The sequence below is a fragment of the Mesorhizobium sp. M0410 genome (genome assembly GCF_040321435.1).
Taxonomy (GTDB): Bacteria; Pseudomonadota; Alphaproteobacteria; order Rhizobiales; family Rhizobiaceae; genus Mesorhizobium.
The window spans coordinates 1-18,676 of sequence record NZ_JAMYRN010000003.1 but is presented as its reverse complement, the minus strand read 5'-3'; the positions used below and the strand labels follow the sequence as shown (position 1 = coordinate 18,676).

20 protein-coding genes are annotated in these 18,676 nt (G+C 62.6%); 11 read left to right on the top strand and 9 right to left on the bottom strand.

All coding sequences use genetic code 11. The features are described from left to right. Nucleotides 1–98: 98 nt before the first annotated feature. The 8 genes from NKI63_RS04200 to NKI63_RS04165 form a co-directional block, all read right to left on the bottom strand. Nucleotides 99–380, bottom strand: coding sequence for a hypothetical protein (locus NKI63_RS04200; protein WP_352506664.1), 282 nt, complete (start codon nt 378–380; stop codon nt 99–101). A gap of 247 nt (nt 381–627) precedes the next feature. Next, complete coding sequence (locus NKI63_RS04195) at nt 628–1,731, bottom strand: ABC transporter ATP-binding protein (RefSeq protein ID WP_023675181.1); 1,104 nt, start codon at nt 1,729–1,731, stop codon at nt 628–630. Next, on the bottom strand, nt 1,731–2,834 hold the full coding sequence (locus tag NKI63_RS04190) for an ABC transporter ATP-binding protein (RefSeq protein ID WP_352506666.1): 1,104 nt from the start codon (nt 2,832–2,834) through the stop codon (nt 1,731–1,733). The genes NKI63_RS04195 and NKI63_RS04190 overlap by 1 nt, the downstream gene beginning before the upstream one ends. Beyond that, entirely contained in the window at nt 2,831–3,052 is a 222-nt protein-coding gene (locus tag NKI63_RS04185) for a hypothetical protein (protein ID WP_023675179.1), read from the bottom strand. Before NKI63_RS04185 ends, NKI63_RS04190 begins: the two co-directional genes overlap by 4 nt. After that, nucleotides 3,049–4,008 (bottom strand): carbohydrate ABC transporter permease, encoded by a 960-nt coding sequence (locus NKI63_RS04180; protein WP_352476335.1) that lies wholly within the window; start codon nt 4,006–4,008, stop codon nt 3,049–3,051. The genes NKI63_RS04185 and NKI63_RS04180 overlap by 4 nt, the downstream gene beginning before the upstream one ends. A 1-nt stretch (nt 4,009) precedes the next feature. Beyond that, the gene (locus NKI63_RS04175; protein WP_254816733.1) at nt 4,010–4,915 is read right to left on the bottom strand and encodes a carbohydrate ABC transporter permease; all 906 of its coding nucleotides are present in this window, start codon (nt 4,913–4,915) and stop codon (nt 4,010–4,012) included. Between the two features lie 74 nt (nt 4,916–4,989). Then, entirely contained in the window at nt 4,990–6,306 is a 1,317-nt protein-coding gene (locus NKI63_RS04170; protein ID WP_352448404.1) for an ABC transporter substrate-binding protein, read from the bottom strand. A 357-nt stretch (nt 6,307–6,663) separates the two neighbouring features. Then, a complete protein-coding gene (locus NKI63_RS04165; RefSeq protein ID WP_352506668.1) occupies nt 6,664–7,359 on the bottom strand; it encodes a TetR/AcrR family transcriptional regulator in 696 nt (231 codons plus the stop codon). A 106-nt stretch (nt 7,360–7,465) separates the two neighbouring features. Here NKI63_RS04165 and NKI63_RS04160 point away from each other — a divergent pair, with 106 nt between their 5' ends. From NKI63_RS04160 to NKI63_RS04150, 3 genes are read left to right on the top strand one after another with little or no spacing between them, the layout of a single operon-like run. Further along, nucleotides 7,466–8,662 carry a Tm-1-like ATP-binding domain-containing protein gene (locus NKI63_RS04160; protein WP_352691135.1) on the top strand — a complete coding sequence of 399 codons (1,197 nt, stop codon included), beginning with the start codon at nt 7,466–7,468 and terminating at the stop codon, nt 8,660–8,662. Nucleotides 8,663–8,673: 11 nt separating this feature from the next. After that, the gene (locus NKI63_RS04155) at nt 8,674–9,513 is read left to right on the top strand and encodes a phosphoenolpyruvate hydrolase family protein (RefSeq protein WP_352506670.1); all 840 of its coding nucleotides are present in this window, start codon (nt 8,674–8,676) and stop codon (nt 9,511–9,513) included. Nucleotides 9,514–9,537: 24 nt separating this feature from the next. Next, nucleotides 9,538–9,966 (top strand): cupin domain-containing protein, encoded by a 429-nt coding sequence (locus NKI63_RS04150; protein WP_352691137.1) that lies wholly within the window; start codon nt 9,538–9,540, stop codon nt 9,964–9,966. Here the strand turns inward: NKI63_RS04150 and NKI63_RS04145 are convergent. After that, nucleotides 9,963–11,150, bottom strand: a complete 1,188-nt coding sequence (locus NKI63_RS04145; protein WP_352506672.1) for a M24 family metallopeptidase — start codon at nt 11,148–11,150, stop codon at nt 9,963–9,965. The two genes, NKI63_RS04150 and NKI63_RS04145, sit on opposite strands and share 4 nt — an antisense overlap. 363 nt (nt 11,151–11,513) lie before the next feature. Here NKI63_RS04145 and NKI63_RS04140 point away from each other — a divergent pair, with 363 nt between their 5' ends. The 8 genes from NKI63_RS04140 to tnpB all read left to right on the top strand — a co-directional run. Continuing rightward, nucleotides 11,514–13,124, top strand: coding sequence for an ABC transporter substrate-binding protein (locus NKI63_RS04140; RefSeq protein WP_352506673.1), 1,611 nt, complete (start codon nt 11,514–11,516; stop codon nt 13,122–13,124). Nucleotides 13,125–13,392: 268 nt separating this feature from the next. Further along, a complete protein-coding gene (locus NKI63_RS04135; protein ID WP_352506674.1) occupies nt 13,393–14,379 on the top strand; it encodes an ABC transporter permease in 987 nt (328 codons plus the stop codon). Continuing rightward, nucleotides 14,376–15,206, top strand: coding sequence for an ABC transporter permease (locus NKI63_RS04130; protein ID WP_352506675.1), 831 nt, complete (start codon nt 14,376–14,378; stop codon nt 15,204–15,206). Before NKI63_RS04135 ends, NKI63_RS04130 begins: the two co-directional genes overlap by 4 nt. Continuing rightward, on the top strand, nt 15,203–16,189 hold the full coding sequence (locus NKI63_RS04125) for an ABC transporter ATP-binding protein (protein WP_352506676.1): 987 nt from the start codon (nt 15,203–15,205) through the stop codon (nt 16,187–16,189). Before NKI63_RS04130 ends, NKI63_RS04125 begins: the two co-directional genes overlap by 4 nt. Next, entirely contained in the window at nt 16,186–16,977 is a 792-nt protein-coding gene (locus NKI63_RS04120) for an ATP-binding cassette domain-containing protein (RefSeq protein ID WP_352691525.1), read from the top strand. Before NKI63_RS04125 ends, NKI63_RS04120 begins: the two co-directional genes overlap by 4 nt. Then, entirely contained in the window at nt 16,974–17,480 is a 507-nt protein-coding gene (locus NKI63_RS04115) for an L-2-amino-thiazoline-4-carboxylic acid hydrolase (protein ID WP_352506678.1), read from the top strand. Before NKI63_RS04120 ends, NKI63_RS04115 begins: the two co-directional genes overlap by 4 nt. A gap of 595 nt (nt 17,481–18,075) precedes the next feature. After that, nucleotides 18,076–18,429: an IS66-like element accessory protein TnpA gene (gene tnpA / locus NKI63_RS04110; protein ID WP_352466341.1), complete on the top strand. Its 354-nt coding sequence runs from the start codon at nt 18,076–18,078 to the stop codon at nt 18,427–18,429. After that, nucleotides 18,426–18,676: IS66 family insertion sequence element accessory protein TnpB (gene tnpB, locus NKI63_RS04105; RefSeq protein WP_352820564.1), on the top strand; the 251-nt coding region annotated here is incomplete at its 3' end. The genes tnpA and tnpB, both read left to right, overlap by 4 nt.

Genomic DNA, 18,676 nt, shown 5'->3' with positions numbered 1-18,676 from the left:
TTTTGCGATAACGACGTGCATCAAAACAAGAATCTAAAGCGCGTCGCATGAGGCCGGTCGAACGCGACGCGCTTTAGGCCGGCTAAACGTTGGCCGGCTTATTGCTCGGTGATACAGGCCGAGCCGGCACTGCTCTTGCAATATTTGCCGGAGGCCCCGCACCTGCCATCCGAGACTTCGACGACGGTGCCGCTCAACAACAGTTTGCAGTCGCTGGTGGACAGATTGACCGTGCCGTTGAGGCCCTTGATCTTCTTGGCGTCGACCTTCGCACCGGCGACGATTTTCTTGGCTGCCTGCGCCTCGCCCAGATGCGCCGCCAACAATCCCATACCGGCGACAAGCAGGATCGTCGCAAAAGTGCGGAACAGATTTCCCATAGCCAACCCTCCATTTCGGGCCTCCAAAATTGGGCTTGCAAAGCCCGTTTGGGACCAAAGGATCAGCCTATTCGACAAATCGGAGCATCCGCATCCCCCGCACGGGGGATGACGGGAAGACTCGAGCATTTCGCACCAAATGGAGTCACGTAGCGTCGCACAAATGCGGCTAAAACACATAGATAGAGCGGGATACACGGTTCGTGTTGAACGCATCCCGCTCCAGCTGCAGTAAAGAGGCTTGTACTTAGCCGGCGTGACGCAGGCTTATTCCGCTGCCCTTGTCGAACAGCACCACCTTGTCCGGATTCCAGGCAAAGCGCACCGGCTGCTCTATCTGGACGTCGGTCCTGGCCGGCACGGTGGCGCGCAGCATGGCGTCGCCGACCCGCAGCGTCAGGATCTTCTCGACGCCATGGTTCTCGACATCGTGGACCCGCGCCTCGACCGGCGCGCCGGTCTCGAGATAGACGTCTTCGGGACGAATACCGAAGACGAGCGGGCGACCGTCGGTCGCCGCGCCCGTCTTGGCACCCCCCGAAGTCTTGGCACCCCCCGCAAACGGCAATTCGAAATTGAGCGGCGCCATCACCGCACGTCCGTTGACGAGCTTGCCGTCGATGAGGTTCATCGGCGGTGAGCCGACGAAGCTTGCCACGTAGGTGTCGCGCGGATTGTTGTAGATCTCGTACGGCGTGCCGGTCTGGACGATGCGGCCATGGTTGAGCACGCCGACCTTGTCACCCATCGACATCGCCTCGATCTGATCGTGCGTCACGAACAGGAAGGTGGCGCCAAGCTGCATCTGCAGGTTCTTCAATTCGGTGCGCAGCGCCTCGCGCAATTTGGCGTCGAGCGCCGACAACGGCTCGTCCATCAGGAATACCCGCGGCTTGCGCACGATGGCGCGGCCGATCGAGACGCGCTGCATCTCGCCGCCTGAAAGCCTATCGGTCTTGCGGTCGAGCAGATGCTCGATGCGCAGCGTCCTGGCCGCGCGGTCGACACGATCCTTGATCTCGGCATCGGGCAGCCGGCGGATCTTCGGCTTCAGCGGAAATTCGAGGTTCTGGCGCACCGTATAGCGCGGATAGAGCGAATATTGCTGCAGCACCAGCGCCACGTCGCGCTCGGCCGCGCCCCAGTCGGCGACATCGACGCCATCGATGAAGACCTGGCCTTCGCTCGGTTTTTCCAGGCCGGCAATCATGCGCAGCGTCGTCGTCTTGCCGGCGCCGGTCTCGCCAAGCAGGACGAAGAACTCGCCATCGGCGATGTCGAGATCGAGCCCGGTCAAGGCGGTGTGGTTACCGAACTTCTTTGAGATGTTCTTGAGCTGGATGTGGGCCATCAGAGTCTCACTCCCAGCGATTTGCCGCTCGCCGTGTCGAAGAAATGCGCCTGGCTGGGATCTATTCTGACGAAGACCCTTTCGCCGGGGCCGCTGATGAAGCCGCTCTTGGTGCGCGCACGCAGCATCTTGGAGCCGACCTTGAGGTCGACGATGTCGAAGGACCCGAGCGGCTCGACGATCTGCGTCTCCACCGGCAGGAACCCCTCGGCGGTTTCGCGGCGGACGAGGACGCCTTCCGGCCGTATGCCGAGCGCGAGTTGGCTGCCGGCATGGCCATTGAGCTTCGACAGCAAGGCGCGCGGGAATTCGAAGCCAGCGGCCGCATCGCCGACCGTGACCGAGGCCGATGAGGGTTTCTCGGTCACCGAAGCGTCGGCGACGTTCATCACCGGGCTGCCGACAAATTGCGCGACGAAAAGATTCGCCGGATGCGAATAGACCTCGTCCGGCGAGCCGACCTGCTGCAGTACACCTTCATGCATGATGACGATGCGGTCGGCGAGGCTCATCGCCTCGATCTGGTCGTGGGTGACATAGATGCTGGTCGAACCCTGCTTGATGTGCAGCCGCTTGATCTCGGCCCGCATCTCCTCGCGCAGCTTGGCATCGAGCGCGCCGATCGGCTCGTCCATCAGCATCGCCTTCGGCCGCCGCACCAAGGCCCGGCCGATCGCCACGCGCTGCATGTCGCCGCCGGACAGCGCCGACGGTTTCTTGGCGAGGAGATCGCTGATCTGCAGCGTCTTGGCGACCGAGCGCACCTCGCTGTCGATCTCGGCCTTGCTCTTGCGCGTCGCTCTCAGTGGAAAGGCGATGTTCTCGTAAACGCTCATATGCGGATAGAGCGAAAACGATTGGAAGACCATGGCGATGTCGCGGTCGGCGGCCTTGAGGTGCTGGACCGGCTTGCCGTCGATGAGGATGTCGCCGCCGTCGATCGTCTCCAGCCCGGCAATCGCCCTGAGCGTCGTCGTCTTGCCGCAGCCCGACTGGCCGAGCAGCACGATGAACTCGTTGTCGTCGATCTTCAGGTTGAGGTCCTTGATGACCTGGACGGCGCCGAAATATTTCTGGACGCCGCGAAGCTCGATTTGGGTCAATGCTGTGCCCCCGGATTTGCCCCTTGCCCGGTGCCGGCCTTCTCCTCCGGCGCGATCTTGGAGGTGATGTTGAAGCCGATCAGACCGATCAGGATGATGGTCACGCCATAGCTGTGCAGCAGCATGTTCCACGGCTGGCAGAGCGCGATGATACCGAGCACCATCAGCACCTGGCTGCCCGGTTCGAGATATTTCTGGTTGATGTCGCGAAAGCTCATTTGCGGATCGCTCCGAAGGACATGCCGCGCAACAGGTGGTTGCGGAGCAGGAAGGTGAAGATCGCGACCGGCAGCAGGAACAGGAAGGTTCCGGCGGCGATCACCGTCCAGTCCGGCAGGCCGGAACCGACCTGGCTGGGAATGAAGGGCGGTGCCGTCTGGGCGCGGCGGCTGGTCATGATCAGCGCGAAGGCATACTCGTTCCACGCCGTGATGAAGCAGAACACGGCGGTGGCGGCGATGCCGGTGGCGGCCTCGGGCAGCACGATCTTGAAGAAGGCCTCCATGCGCGTGTAGCCGTCGACGAGCGCCGCCTCTTCATACTCCTTCGGGATTTCGTCCATGAAGCCCTTCATCAGCCAGACCGAGAAGGACAGGTTGAAGGCGGTGTAAAGAATGATCAGGCCGACATGGGAATCGTTGAGCCCTACCGCCCGGTACATCAGGAACATTGGGATGGCGACGACCACCGGCGGCAGCATGCGCGTCGACAGGATGAAGAAGAGCAGATCCGCCTCTCCCTTCACCTTGAAGCGCGAGAAGCCATAGGCGGTGAAGGTGCCCATGCCGACGGCCAGGACGGTCGAGGTTATGGCGACGATCAGCGAATTCATGAAACGGCTCGGATAGCCCGACCACTGCACCTGGCCCTTGCCGTCGCGCACGATCTTTTCGCCGCCATTGAAGACGACGCGCTCCCACCACGGCGCAGCCGCGTACTCCTCCGGCGACGGCGGGCTGCGCAGCTGCGAACGCTTGGTGAACAACTTGACGAAGGGCGATATCTCCGGCTGGAAAACCACCGTCGGCGGAATGGTGGTGGCGAGATTGCGCGGCTTGAAAGCCGTCGAGGCGATCCAGTAGATCGGCGCCAGGAAGATGATCGTCACCAGCAGGACAGCGACGATGGCGACCCGGTTGAAGGTGATTTCGGAAGAAGTGCGGACTGCGGCCATCTCAGCGCTCCTTCACCTTGTTGAGATATTTGACATAGATGTTGGTGATCGCCAGCACCATGATCAGCACGATGTAGGCGAGCGCGCAGGAACGCCCGGTCTGCCATTCCTGGAACGCCATCTTATAGAGCCGGATCGAGATCAGCTCGGCCGTCGGCTGGCTGGTCAGGATGTAGGCGAGGTCGAAGGTCTTGAACGCCTCCATGGTGCGGAAGATGACCGCGATCATCAGGATCGGCGCAACCAGCGGCAGCGTTATGCGGAAGAAGGTGTAGAACGGCCCGGCCCTGTCGATCGCGGCTGCCTCGTAGAGATGCTTGGGCACAGCCGACAGGCCGGCCAGCGACAACAGCATGACAAAGGGCGACCACATCCAGATGTCGGTCAGCGCGACCGCATAGAGCGCCATTTTCGGATTCGACAGCCATTCGAAGGTGCCGAGGCCGAGCGCATAATTGATGATGCCGAAGGACGGATCGTAGAGCAGCTTCCAGAACAGGCCGACGACGGCCATCGACAGCATCATCGGCAACAACAGGAGCGTCGTCAGCAGGCCCTTGAGCGGAATGTCGCGATTGAGCAGCATGGCCACGCCGAAGCCGACGAGCAGCTGGCCGGCGACCGAGATGATGACGTATTTTGCGGTGATGGCGAAGTTGGACCAGACATAGGGATCGCTGAGCAGGTCGCGATAGTTTTGCAGCCCGACGAAATTCGCCGCCGCGCTGGTCGAGGCGCGGAAATCGGTGAACGAATAGCCCAGCGAATAGATCAGCGGGAAGATGTTGAAGACGATCAGAAACAGGATCGTCGGGATGATGAAGAGATTGCGGATCGAAATGTCGCTTAGACCGCGAGCGGCGGCCCGCGAGGACCTGTCCAGCGTGGTGATCATCGTGGTCGCCAAGACCCTGCTCCCGGTTCAAGAATCAGAAAAAGAAACGGAGGAGGCACGAACGCCCCCTCCGTGAAACTTCATGCTTATTGGCCGCGGCCGTATTTCTTGAAGGTCGCGTTCCAGTCGGCTGCCAGTGCGTCCAGCGTCTCCTTGGCGGTGCCTTCGCCGCCGATCATGTAAGGATAGATGCGCTGGTTGAGCTGCTGCAGCAGTTCCGCATATTCCGGAACCGCCCAGAAGTCCTTGACCTTGAACATGGTCTCGTAGAACGCCTTGTTGTAGGGCGTGGCGTTCTGGAATTCGGGCGACTTGAGCACGGCGGCACTGCAGGTGTAGCCGCCAAGCGCTGCCCATTTCTTCTGGGTCTCGTCCTTGATGAACCATTCCAGGAACTTCGTCGCCTCTTCCTGCTTCTGCGAGTAGGAAACGATGGAGATGCCCTGACCGCCGAGTGCGGCGAACTGGTCGCCGCCAGGTCCGGCTGGATTGGCGAAGAAGCCGGTGTTCTTGGCGTTCGGGTTCGACGCCTCGTTGATCAACGAGGGGAAGAACGCGAAGTAGTTCATGCTCATCGCGGCCAGGTTTTCAGTGATCGCCTGGTTGTCCTCGACGAAGAACGACTTGGCCCAGCCCGGAGGCGTGAACTTGTAGAGTTCCTTGTAGGCGTCGAGCGCCGCGATCGCCTTGTCGGAGTTGATGAAGCCATCGACCTTGTAGGTCTTATAGTCACCCAGCTCGCCGCCAAAGGAGAACAGCGCGTTTTCGAAGCCCATCGCCATCGCGTCATAAGAATTGTCGGTGTAGATGGCGATGCCGTATTTTTTCTGGTCCGGCCGGTAGAAGAATTCGGCGATGTCGCGTAGCGCCTTGAAATCCTTCGGCACGTCGAGATCGTAGCCATACTTGGCCTTGAAGGCTTCTTTTTCCTTGGGGTCTTCGAACCAGTCCTTGCGATAGGACCAGCCGACGGCGTCGCCTTCGAGCGGAATGGCCCAGTACTTGCTGCTGCCGCCCGGATATTCGGCATAGTATTTCACCGTGGCCGGTGCCATCACTTCACCGACCTTGTGCTTGTTGAAGAAGTCGGTCAGGTCGACATAGTGGCCACCGGTCGAGCCAGCACCAAGCCATTGCGAGTCGCCGACGACCATATCGTAGGCGTCGCCATGGGCGTTGAACTCGGTGAAGGCCTTGGTCTGGAAGTCGGGCCACGGTGTGGTTTCCACCGTGATCTTGACGCCGGTTTCCTTCTCGTACTCGTTGCCGAGTTCCTGCAGGTAATTGGCCGGATCCCATTCCGCCCAGAAGATTGTAAGTTCCTTTTCCTGCGCGTAGACGGACGTTCCGCAGGCGAGCACTAGGCCGATACCAGCAAGCAAGCTGGTCATTGTCTTGCGCATAATGATTTCCTCCCTTGTGCGCATTCTACCGTTCATGAGAACCGGCATCGAGGCCGGCCCTGGTAGTCCTCCCGTGACGGCACCGTTTCGGTCTGTGAGCCTCCTCGCTCGACCGAAACGGATCTCAGCCTTCACCTTTGATCCGCTTTATTTGTCCTGATCTGGTATTACCAATTTAAGAGGAACGTCAAGCCCTTTCTTGGACGGTGACGGACACGCAGACAAGCTGGCTTCTGCGATATCTGCCTGTTTTCGCTGAATTTTCCTACTCCATGATACATGAATGCCTTACTTGGGCCGCTGCATCGCCAGTAGCATGAATAGCCAAGTTGAAAATCTGGTCGAACCAGATTGGCGTCATCTCACGGCGGTCGTCGGCGCGATCCCATCTCCTTCAATCATCGACTCGGTCATAGCCGCGCGCACAAGAGCCCCGGCCGCCCATTGCGCAACCGACATCATACTGCGGCTATCCAAGCCCCATATATCCTTCAATACGATCAGCATCTCAACACCGAAGATCAGCGACAGCGCCTGCGCAAGCCGCTTGAATTCGCGCTGCGGCAACTGGCCCTTGAGTGGCGCGATCGCATCCTTCAAAAGCTCGATGCGATGGCCGCGCGTGAAGGCCGGTTCGCCGCCCAGCGTGCCTGCCTGTCGCTGTGCCCACTGGTCGAGCGACAGTTTCAGCGCCGCCTTGAACGTCGCTTCGAAGGCCTCGATGCGCGGCATGGCGGTGTCGAACAGCTCGGCGACCCGGCGCTCCGGATCGGCAGAGATCGATTGCCAGGTAAGGATCGGCCCGAGCCCTTCGTCGACCACCGCCTGCACCAGCGCCGCCTGGCTCGGAAAATACCGATAAGCGGTGGCGCGCGAGACTTCCGCTGCTTCCGCCACCTCGCTGACGGAGGGCGTGGCGCCCGCCTGCATCAGCTTTGTCGCCGTCTCCAGCATCAGCCGCTTGGTGCGCGCGCGGGCCCCGCGCTCAGCCCGCGGGCTGGCGCCTTGGCCGGCGTCGTCGTTCACTGTCGCTTGTTGACGTGAGACATCCATGTTAATACGATACGCGCGTCTCAAAAAATTGCAATGGCCCTTCGCCCATCGAACGGCCAGGCAAAGGGGCGGCAGCGCCGAACACGCCCAAGACCGGGGAAACGCGATGAAGCGCATCTATGTGGTGGGCACCGCCGACACCAAGGGCGAGGAACTCGCATTTCTGTCCGATGCGGTCGCCGCTACCGGCGCTTCGATTGCCCGTGTCGACATCGGAACACGCGGCGCGACCGTGCCGGTCGACATTTCGGCAGACGAGGTCGCCAGCCACCATTCCGAGGGTCGCAACGCCGTGCTCGGCGTCGACGATCGCGGCACCGCGGTGGCGGCAATGGCTGCCGCCTTTGCCCGGTTTGTTCAATCGCGCAGCGACATTGCCGGGATTATCGGCATTGGCGGCGGTGGCGGCACCTCGATCATCACCGCAGGAATGCGCACGCTGCCGCTCGGCCTGCCCAAGATCATGGTTTCGACGTTGGCCTCCGGTGACACCACGCCTTACGTCGACGTCTCCGACATCGTCATGATGCCGTCGGTGACCGACATGGCCGGCCTCAACCGACTTTCCCGTGTCGTGCTGCACAATGCCGCCCAGGCGATATCAGGCATGGCGGCAAAGCCGGCGCCGCCGGCCGACGGCAGACCCTCGATAGGCCTGACCATGTTCGGCGTCACCACGCCATGCGTGACCGCGATCGCCGATGAGCTTCGTTCGACCTATGACTGCATGGTCTTTCATGCCACCGGAACCGGCGGCCGCACCATGGAAAAAATGGCCGACAGCGGCCTGTTGTCCGGCGTCATCGACATCACAACGACCGAAGTCTGCGACTTGCTGCTTGGCGGCGTGCTGCCGGCGACCGAAGATCGCTTTGTCGCCATCGCCCGCACCAGGCTGCCTTATATCGGCTCGGTCGGCGCGCTCGACATGGTCAATTTCTGGGCGCCGCCGACAATTCCGGAACGCTATCGCGGCCGGCTGTTTTATGAGCACAATCCAAACGTCACGCTGATGCGCACCACTGCCGACGAAAGCAGGACGATCGGCGAATGGATCGGGACAAGGCTGAGCCTCTGCCAGGGTCCGGTTCGTTTCCTCATTCCGGAGAAAGGCGTGTCGGCGCTCGACATCGAAGGCGGCGCCTTCTTCGACCCTGAAGCCGATGCCGCTTTGTTCGAGGCGATCGAGCGTACCATCAAACCCGCCAAAACGCGGCGCGTGCTGCGCCTGCCGCTGCACATCAACGATCCGGAATTCGCCTGGGCCGCCACAACGGCCTTCCTCGACATCGCCAGACAGTGAGACACCAAGACATGGCCGCCATACCGCGCAAGAAAATCCTGGAGAAATTCCGCATGATGATTGCGGATGGCGTGCCGATCGTCGGCGGCGGTGCCGGCACCGGCCTGTCGGCCAAGGCCGAGGAAGCCGGCGGCATCGACCTGATCATCATCTACAATTCCGGCCGCTACCGCATGGCCGGGCGCGGCTCGGCCGCCGGCCTGCTCGCCTATGGCAACGCCAACGAGATCGTCAAGGAGATGGCCTACGAAGTGCTGCCGGTGGTGAAGAAGACGCCGGTGCTGGCCGGCGTCAACGGCACTGATCCCTTCGTCATCATGCCGCTGCTTTTGGCCGAGTTGAAGACGATGGGCTTTTCCGGCGTCCAGAATTTTCCGACCATCGGCCTGTTCGACGGCCAGATGCGGCGGAGTTTTGAAGAAACCGGCATGGGCTTCGGGCTCGAGATCGACATGATCGCCGAGGCTCACAGACTCGACCTGTTGACCACGCCCTATGTCTTCAACCCAGACGAGGCGCGCGCCATGACAACAGCCGGCGCCGACATCGTCGTCGCCCATATGGGGGTGACCACCGGCGGCTCGATCGGCGCGACGTCGGCTAAATCGCTGGACGACTGTGTCAGCGAGATCGACGCCATCGCCAAAGCGGCACGCTCAGTGCGCGAGGATATAATCCTGCTTTGCCATGGCGGGCCGATCTCGATGCCGGACGACGCCAGATATATTCTCGAGCGCTGCAAGGGCCTGCACGGGTTCTATGGCGCCAGTTCGATGGAGCGGCTGCCGGCGGAAGCCTCGATCGCCAGGCAGACGGCGGATTTCAAGGCCGTCACGTTCGGCGCTGCGTAGAGACCAGCAAAAGAAGGTGGGACGATGACCGACAACAGCAAGGTGTTCGTATATCCAAAAGACGTCAGCGCCTTCGGCTTCGACTGGGGCAGGCTGTCGCTGACGGTCGCTCCCGAAGTGAACGGCGCAAAGCGATTTTCCGGTGGTGTCGTCGACCTCCCGTCGGGCAAGGGCCATACGCGTCATAACCATCCGGGTGCGGAGGAGATCATCTTCGTCATCTCAGGCGATGGCGAGCAGATGGTCGAGGACGAGAAAGGCAACCCGGTCGTCGAGAAAGTCGGCCCCGGCTGCACCATCTATGTGCCGGAAAGCCGCTTCCACTCGACGCTCAATACCGGCGATGGGCCGATGCAGCTTTTCGTCGTCTATTCGCCGGCCGGGCCGGAACTGGCGTTGCGGGAGTTGCCGGATTTCAGGTTGATCCCGCCGGGCGGGGATAGAAGCGCCTAACCCCCGCCCGCGTTCCAGCCCCGGCCCCGATCGCCGAACATCACGTACCCTGTGTCGGTGACCGCCACCGTGTCCTCCAGCTTGATGAAGCCGCGCGTCGGGTGGAGCATGGTCGTCTCGACCGAAAGCACCATGTTCTTCTCCAGCGGCTTTGCGGCATAGGTGCCTTCATAGGTCACCGGATGGTTGGTCATCAGGAACGGCGCTTCATGCGTGATCAGCCCCATGCCATGCGCGAAGAAATCGGTATAGGGCGCAACCTTCGACTTCTTCAGCACGCCTTCGGCATGAGAAATCATGTCACCGCCCAGCGTGCCCGCCTTGACCTTGGAGAAGGCCGCCTGCTGCACTGTCTCGATCTCGGCCAGCAGATCCTCGAGTTCGGCGTCAGGCTCGCCCAGCACGCCCATGCGGCAAAGGTCGCCGATATAGCCGTGGTAGTTGCCGCCGGAATCGATCGACATCACCTCGCCCCGTTTCCAGGCCTGCGGCGAGGCGGCGCGGTTGTGGCTGGAGCCTAGCGTCAACAGGCAATATTCGAAATGCGCGCCGCGATTGGTCTCCTCGCGCCTGAGCTGTTCGATGATCTCGCTCTTGGTCGTGCCTTCGCGTGCCCAGCCGATGGTCGCCAGCATGGAATCGGTGATCAGCTCGGAGGCGATGCGCAGCTTCTCCAACTCGGCCTCGGTTTTGATTGCGCGCATGCGCTCCAGCATATCAGTCGCATCGATCAGCTTGGCATCCGGCAGCGCGTTGCGGATCAGCATATAGGCGTCGGACGGCAGGAAGGCGGGCTCGATGCCGACGCGGGCATTGCCCTTGCCGATCTTTCGCAAATGCTCGACCGCCAGGTTGGCGGCATCGAGCGTGCCCCAGCAGGCGGCATGCAGTGTCGGCGTCCAGAATGGATGGTTCTGGTGCTCGCCGCCTTCCATGCGGTTGGCGATATAGGCGGCATGCTCCGGCCCACCTTTCTCATAGACGACGACAGGCAGATAACGGCTGTGGCCGATCGCATCCATGGCGGCGAAGAAGATGAACTTGTAGCCGCCAAGCAGATACTGCGTGTTGTGCTTGGAGGTGGCGAGCAGCACGTCGATGCCGGCCTCCTCCATCAGCCCGTCCACCCGAGCCTGGTCGAACGGCACGCCGCCGACGGCATTCTTGCCTGGGGCAATGTTCATGTCTCTCTCCCTGAAATCCCTTGGCCGGCCGCTCGCCGGCACCGGCTTTCCGGCTCTGACCCTCGGCTATGCTTAATCTGCATCATTTTGCCCGATCTGGTCCAGCCAGAACGGGCGAACCAGCCCCAAAGCTGGTCCACCTGCTGCACTTTACTCCAGTCTGGGTCCTGCCAGAACCGCGCATCGAACCGTTTCCGTACAACTGGTCCAACGGACGGAAATTTCAAAGCCACGTGAGGATGCGCCAATTCCGTCTTTGGCGAAACCCCGTACAAGGCCCATAATCAGCCGTGCAGGATGCTTACGAGCGTCCGAGGGGTACGGCGGACCCGGCCGGGTCCGCGGAGAGGACGGAGTTCGATCATGCCAGAGTTCACCATTTCCAGACGTACGATGCTTGCGGGTTCGGCATTGCTGCTGGCCTCCACCGCGATGCCGACGATCGGGTCGGCGCAGACGCCGAAAAAGGGCGGACGACTGGTTGTCGCCGCTGATTCCGAGCCGCGCAATCTCAATCCGGCGATCGTCGCCTCGAACGGCGTCTTCTTCATTTCGAGCAAGATCGTAGAAACCTTGGCTGAGGCCTCCTTTGAGGGCAAGGACGGGCTCGATCCGCGCCTGGCACTCAGCTGGGAAGGTGCCACCGACGGCCTGTCGGTGACGTTCAAGCTGCGCGAGGGCGTCAAATGGCATGACGGTAAACCCTTCACCTCCGGCGATGTCGCGTTCTCGGCGCTGCATATCTGGAAGCCGTTGCAGAATCTCGGCCGCACCGTGTTCAAGGATCTGGAGGCGGTCGACACGCCGGACGAAGCCACCGCCGTGTTCAAATTCGCCAAGCCGACACCGTTCCAGCTGATCCGCAACGCCTTGCCGGCGCTGAGCAGCGTGGTGCCCAAGCACATCTACGAGACCGGAAAGATCGAGGACAACCCGGCCAACAACGCCCCGGTCGGCACCGGACCGTTCAAATTCGCCGAATACAAACCCGGCGAATATTACCGGCTGGAGAAGAATACGGATTATTGGGGCAAGGACGAGCCCTATCTCGACGAGATCATCTATCAGGTGCTGCCGGACCGCACAGCAGCGGCCAGCGCGCTCGAGGCCGAAGAGATCCAGCTCGCCGCCTTCTCCGCCGTGCCCCTCGCCGATCTCGACCGCATATCCAAAGTGCCCGGCCTCAAGGTGATCACCAAGGGTTATGAAGGGCTGACCTACCAGCTCGTCGTCGAGATCAACCATCGCCGCAAGGAGCTGGCCGACCTGAAAGTGCGCCAGGCGATCGCTCACGCCATCGACAAGGATTTCGTCGTCAAGACGGTGTTTCTCGGCTATGCCGCCACCGCCACTGGCCCGGTGCCGAAAAACGACCCGCAATTCTACACCGCCGACGTGCCGACGTACGCCTTCGACGTCGCCAAGGCCAACACCCTGCTGGACGAGGCCGGCTACAGCCGAGGCGATGACGGCAAGCGCTTTTCACTGAAACTGCTGCCGGCGCCCTATTTCAACGAGACCAAGCAGTTCGGCGACTATCTGCGCCAGGCGCTCGCCGCCGTCGGCATCGACGCTCAGCTGGTCAACAACGACTCGGCCGCGCATATCAAGGCTGTTTACACCGACCACGCCTTCGACCTTGCGGTCGGGCCGCCGGTGTTCCGCGGCGATCCTGCGATCTCGACCACCATCCTGGTGCAGAGCGGCATTCCAGACGGCGTGCCCTTCTCCAACCAGGGCGGCTATAAGAACGCCGAACTCGATGCCCTGATCGCCAAGGCATCGGAGACGCTCGACACCGCCGCCCGCACCGGACTCTACAAGGAGTTCCAGAGAAAAGTTGCCGCTGACCTGCCACTGATCAACGTCGCCGAATGGAGTTTCATCAGCGTCGCACGTGATACGGTCAGGAACATCGCCAACAATCCGCGCTGGGCGGTATCGAACTGGGCGGACACTTGGCTGGAGGGGTAAGGAAGTCTCTCCAGACTTGCGCGCCGCTTGTGTGCTCAGCTTCAACGATGAGAGCTTTTTCGCGCCCCCCTCTGTCCTGCCGGACATCTCCCCCACAAGGAGGGAGATTGGCAGCTTTGGCGTTGCCGGCCGTCTTGCAACGCTGGAGATTGGCGAAAGCGACAATGACAGCTGATCTCCCCCCTTGTGGGGGAGATGTCCGGCAGGACAGAGGGGGGCGCCGTAGAGCGCGGCACCGAAGACTTGGCTCTCCTATCGGCGTTATGCCATGACCCGCGCTGTCATCCTCCTTCGCCGCCGTCTCGTCGGCAGCATCTTCGTGCTGCTGATTGTCGTCATCGGCACCTTCCTGTTACTCGAAGCCGCTCCCGGCGACGCGGTCGATGCCTACATCGTCTCGACCGGCGGCGACGCCGGGATGATCGAGCTGTTGCGTCACCGCTGGGGTCTCGACCAGACGGAACTGACGCGGCTCGCCAATTATCTTTGGGCGCTGCTGCATCTCGATCTCGGCCAATCGGTCACCTTTTCGCGGCCGATCCGCGACGTCATCCTCGAGCGCCTGCCCAACACGCTGCTGTTGATGGGCAGCGCCACCGCGCTCTCCTTCGGTCTCGGCTCGGCACTCGGCATCTATGCCGGCGCCAGGCCCGGCAGTTTTCGCGATCGCTTTCTGTCCATCGGTTCGCTGGCGCTCTATGCCGTGCCGGGCTTCTGGCTTGGGCTGGTGCTGATCATCGTCTTTGCCGTCGACCTGCGATGGTTTCCGATCGGCGGGATCGAGAGTATCGCCTCGGCCCGGACCGGCCTCGATCGCGCCGCCGATATCGCCCGCCATCTCGTCCTGCCGGTTTCGGCGCTCGGCTTCATCTATCTCGCGCTCTATCTGCGCATGATGCGCGCCGGCATGGCCGAGGTCTGGCGACAGGATTTTGTGCTGGCCGCCCGCGCCAGAGGACTTTCCCGCCGTCGCATCGTGCTCGCTCACGTCGCCCGCAATGCGCTGTTGCCGCTGGTCACCATGCTTGGCCTGCAGTCCGCGCAGATGTTGGGCGGCAGCGTCGTTATCGAAAGCGTCTTTTCCGTGCCAGGCCTTGGCCGGCTGGCGCAGGAAGCGGTGGCGGCACGCGACACGCCGTTGCTGCTCGGCATCATTCTCATCAGTGCCGTCCTGGTCGTCATCATCAACCTTCTCGTCGACATCGCCTACGCCGTCCTCGATCCGCGCGTCGGGGCCAGTGAGGCCGGCGCGTGAGCCCGCTTCGCCGCTTTCTTCGCACGCCGGAAGCGATCGCCGGCGCGGTCATCCTGACGGCGCTGTCTGCCGTGGCGCTTGCCGCACCTTTGTTCTTTCCGAGCGATCCGCAGGCCATTGCCGGGCCGGCATTGCTGTCGCCGTTCCAGGACTGGTCGCTGCCACTCGGCACCGACCGCCTCGGCCGTGACGTGCTGGCCGAGCTTTTCCACGGCGCCCGCACCTCGCTGGCGGTCGGCCTGGCAGCAGCAGCCACCGCGCTTGCCGTCGGCGCCGTAATCGGCACGTTGGCCGGTTTTGCCGGCGGCCTTGTCGACGAGGTACTGATGCGCATCACCGACGCTTTCCAGACCGTCCCAGCCTTCCTGCTGGCTTTGGCTTTCGTCAGCATCGTCGGGCCGTCGCTCGGCGTCGTGGTCGCTGCGATCGCGCTGGGCGCCTGGACCGGACCGGCACGCGTGGCGCGGGCCGAAGTGCTGTCGATCCGCGAGCGCGATTTTGTTGCCGGCGCCCGCGTCATCGGCATGCATCCGCTGGAGATCGCCTTTCGCGAGGTGCTGCCCAACGCGCTGCCGCCCGTCCTGGCGTTGTCGTCGGTGATCGTCGCCGCGGCTATTCTCACCGAAGCGGCATTGTCTTTTCTCGGCCTCGGCGACCCCAACCGCGTGACCTGGGGCGGCATGATCGCCGAAGGCCGCGCCGTGCTGCGCACCGCGCCCTTCCTGTCGATCATTCCGGGTGTAGCACTCGTGCTGACCGTGCTCGGCGTCTATCTCGCCGGCGAAGGCGTCGTCGAGACCGCGGCGGTGAGAAAGAGCCTGTCGTGACGGCGCTTGCTTCGATCCGCAATCTAACGGTGACCTATCGCCGCGACGGCGCCGAGGTGGCTGCGCTGAAACATATCAGCTTCGATGTCGCCGCTGGCGAGCGCCTCGCCATCATCGGCGAGAGCGGCTCGGGCAAGAGCACGTTGGCGCTGGCGATTGCCGGGCTGCTGCCGGCCACTGCCAAGATCGAAGGCCATATCGATTGGCTCTTGCGCCCGCCGCCAATGTTTGGTGCCAAGGCACCCCCCTCTATCCTGCCGGACATCTCCCCCTCAAGGGGGGAGATTGCGCTTTCATCTCTGCCTTCGCCAATCACTGAAGCTGGCCGAAAGGAACCGGCTGCGGAACTGCCGATCTCCCCCCTTGAGGGGGAGATGTCCGGCAGGACAGAGGGGGGCGCGACGGAACGCCGGCCTAAGTTCGTTCCCCCCGGAGGCCGTGATATCGGCTTCGTTTTCCAGGACCCATCCGCCAGTCTCGATCCGGTCATGCCAATCGGCAAGCAGATCGCGGAAGTCGCGCGCACGCATCTCGGACTTGACTGGCGACACGCCTATGCCAGAGCAAAAGCCTTGCTCGAACGCGTCCGTCTGCCCGACCCCGATGCCGCTCTGCGCGCCTTTCCACATCAGCTCTCCGGCGGCCAGAAGCAGCGCGTGGCGATCGCCGCCGCGATCGCGGCCGGGCCGAAACTGCTGATCGCCGACGAGGCGACCAGTGCCCTGGACACCATCGTGCAGGCCGAAATCGTCGGGCTGATCCGGCGACTCGTGACCGAGGACGGCATGACGCTGCTGTTCATCAGCCACGACATCGGGCTGGCCGCTGAGCTTGGAGAGCGCATCGCCGTGTTCCGGCATGGCGAGCTGCTCGAGCTCGGTGCGACGGCGCAGGTGGTCAGTGCGCCGCGTCACGCGTACACAAGGGCGCTGCTCGACGCCGATCTCGGCCTAGACGCCGAGCCGCTGCTGCAGCGAACATGACCAGTCCGCTGCTCGCCGTTTCCGGCCTGACCAAACGATACAGTAGCGGCGGCAAGATCATCGCCGCGGCCGACGATGTTTCCTTCCACATCGAGTATGGCGAGACGCTGGCGCTGGCCGGACCTTCCGGCAGCGGCAAATCGACGATCGCTCGGCTCATACTGCGGCTCATCGAAGCCGATGCTGGCCGAATCGAATTTGAAGGCAGTGATTTCCTGTCGTTGAACGGCGCTGCGTTGCGCGACCGGCGCGCTCGTCTGCAGACGGTGTTTCAGGATCCGCTCGCCGCCTTGAACCCACGCGCCACGGTGGCACGTGTGCTCGACGACCCCTTGCGCATCCATCACATCGCCTCTCGCGCCGAACGCCCGCGCCGTATCGTCGCTCTGCTGGAACGCGTCGGCCTCAGCGCCGGTCTCGCCGGCCGCGCCATTCACGAAATCTCCGGCGGTCAGCGCCAGCGCGTTGCAATCGCCCGCGCCATCGCCACGAAACCGTCGCTGGTCGTGCTCGACGAGGCGGTGTCGGCGCTCGACGTTTCGGTGCGCGCGCAGATCCTGCGGCTGCTGCTCGACCTTCAACGCGAGGAGCGCATCGCCTATCTCTTCATTTCGCACGATCTCGGCGTCGTCCGTGCCATCGCCCACCGCATCGCCATTCTGGACGGCGGGCGGATTGCCGAGAGCGGCGATGCCCGCACCGTCATCGACGCGCCGCAATCCGCGATCGGCAAGGCGCTGGTGGCGGCAGCGCCAAGACTGTCGAGGATCGAACGGGACGCATCATGACCGACGCCGAAGCCCGAGCCGAAAAACCGTCACGCGAACTCGATTCCGCCTTCCGCAACCGTGCCGATCTCTATCGTCTGTTGCTCGACGAGCTAACCGCGGAAGTTGGCGCGGAAAAGGCTGAGGCGATCATGATCCGCACCATTGAACGGCGAGGCAGGGAGGTTGCGGCGGCGGCCTTCGCCGATTTCGGCCCCAACGACGCACCGGCGATCGGCGAGGCGTTCCTGGCCGTCAGCCCGGATGGCGGTCGCATGTATCCGACCGACGTCGAACGCGGTCCGGACCGCATTGCCTTCAAGGTCAGGCGCTGCCCGCTGAAGGACGCCTGGGTCGAAGCCGGCGTCGACGACGAGAAACTCGCCACGCTCTGCCGCATCGCCGGCGCCTTCGATCGCGGCCTGTTCGAGGCTACCGGGGTACGCTTCGACAATGTCACCTGGACACCGGGCCACGGTTTCGGCTGCTGCCACATCGCTTTGACCAACCGGGATGCCGGTTAGAGCTACAACTCGAGCCATGTCGGCGAAGACGTAGAGTTCCGTTCGGTTGGGCAGCACAGGGCCAACAAAAAACTCCCAGCGGCGTAAGGCCACGGCAATCAAATCAATCCGAGACTTGTCGGATTGCGGCATCCTTGTCCGTCTTGCGTAGGGAGTTCCTGGAGGTGAATTATGAGCGAATTGCCGGTGGTCAAAACGAGACGCAAAGGCAAGACCCTTATGCAGAGCATGCTGATCCCAACCGAGAAAATGGTCGCTGACGAGCTCCGGGCTGCACGACCTGGCCACTTGTCGGACCCTGCAGAGCTACGACGTAAGCTCGCGGCAAAATACGGAGCAGACGCCTGCTGCCCGGTGACTGTGCGGCGGCACTTGGTGCATATCAGTCAAGACAGCAGCGCGCCCTTTTGGCGCGTCGTAAATCCCGATCGGCCATTCGCCCGATGTATGAGAGGTGGATCGGAACACATACGCGAGAAATTGGCGGCTGAATGCTAAGTGTACGCCTCCGGCGAGGGCCGCCTTGCGCGAGCATGGCCCGGTAGCGAAGCTGCGCTCTTAAGGTCGTCCTTTCGAGCGTAGTTAGCAGCACAGCATGAGCCATGTGACGTTATTGACCGGGCCTGAGCGTCGTCGTCGTTGGCGTGAAGAGGATCAGTGCCGGATCCTGGCCGCGGCATTCGCGCCCGGGTCCACAGTGGCGGCGGTAGCGCGTCAGTACGATGTCGCAACCAGCCTGATCTATAAATGGCGCCGCACGGCGAGAGCCCGCGAGACGGGCTTTGCCGAAGTTGTCGTGGTTCCCGATGAGCCTGTCGCCGCTTCGGTGCCGGCGGCGCCCCTAGCGGTGATCGAGCTGGAGATCGCCGGCAAGGTGCGGCTGCGGATACCGCTGACCACGCCGCCGACACTGGCGGCGGCGATGGTGAAGGCGCTGGGCATTTCATGATCCCGGTTCCGAGCCAGGTGCGGATCTGGTTGGCGGTCGGCCGGACCGATATGCGTCGCGGGATGCAAGGCCTCGCTCTGCAGGTTCAGGAGACGTTGGGCCGGGATCCGCATGCCGGCGATCTTTATGTCTTCCGCGGCCGCAACGGCAACCTGATCAAGATTATCTGGCATGATGGGCTCGGCATGTCGCTATATGCAAAACGGCTCGAGAAGGGCCGGTTTCTATGGCCGTCGCCGGCGGACGG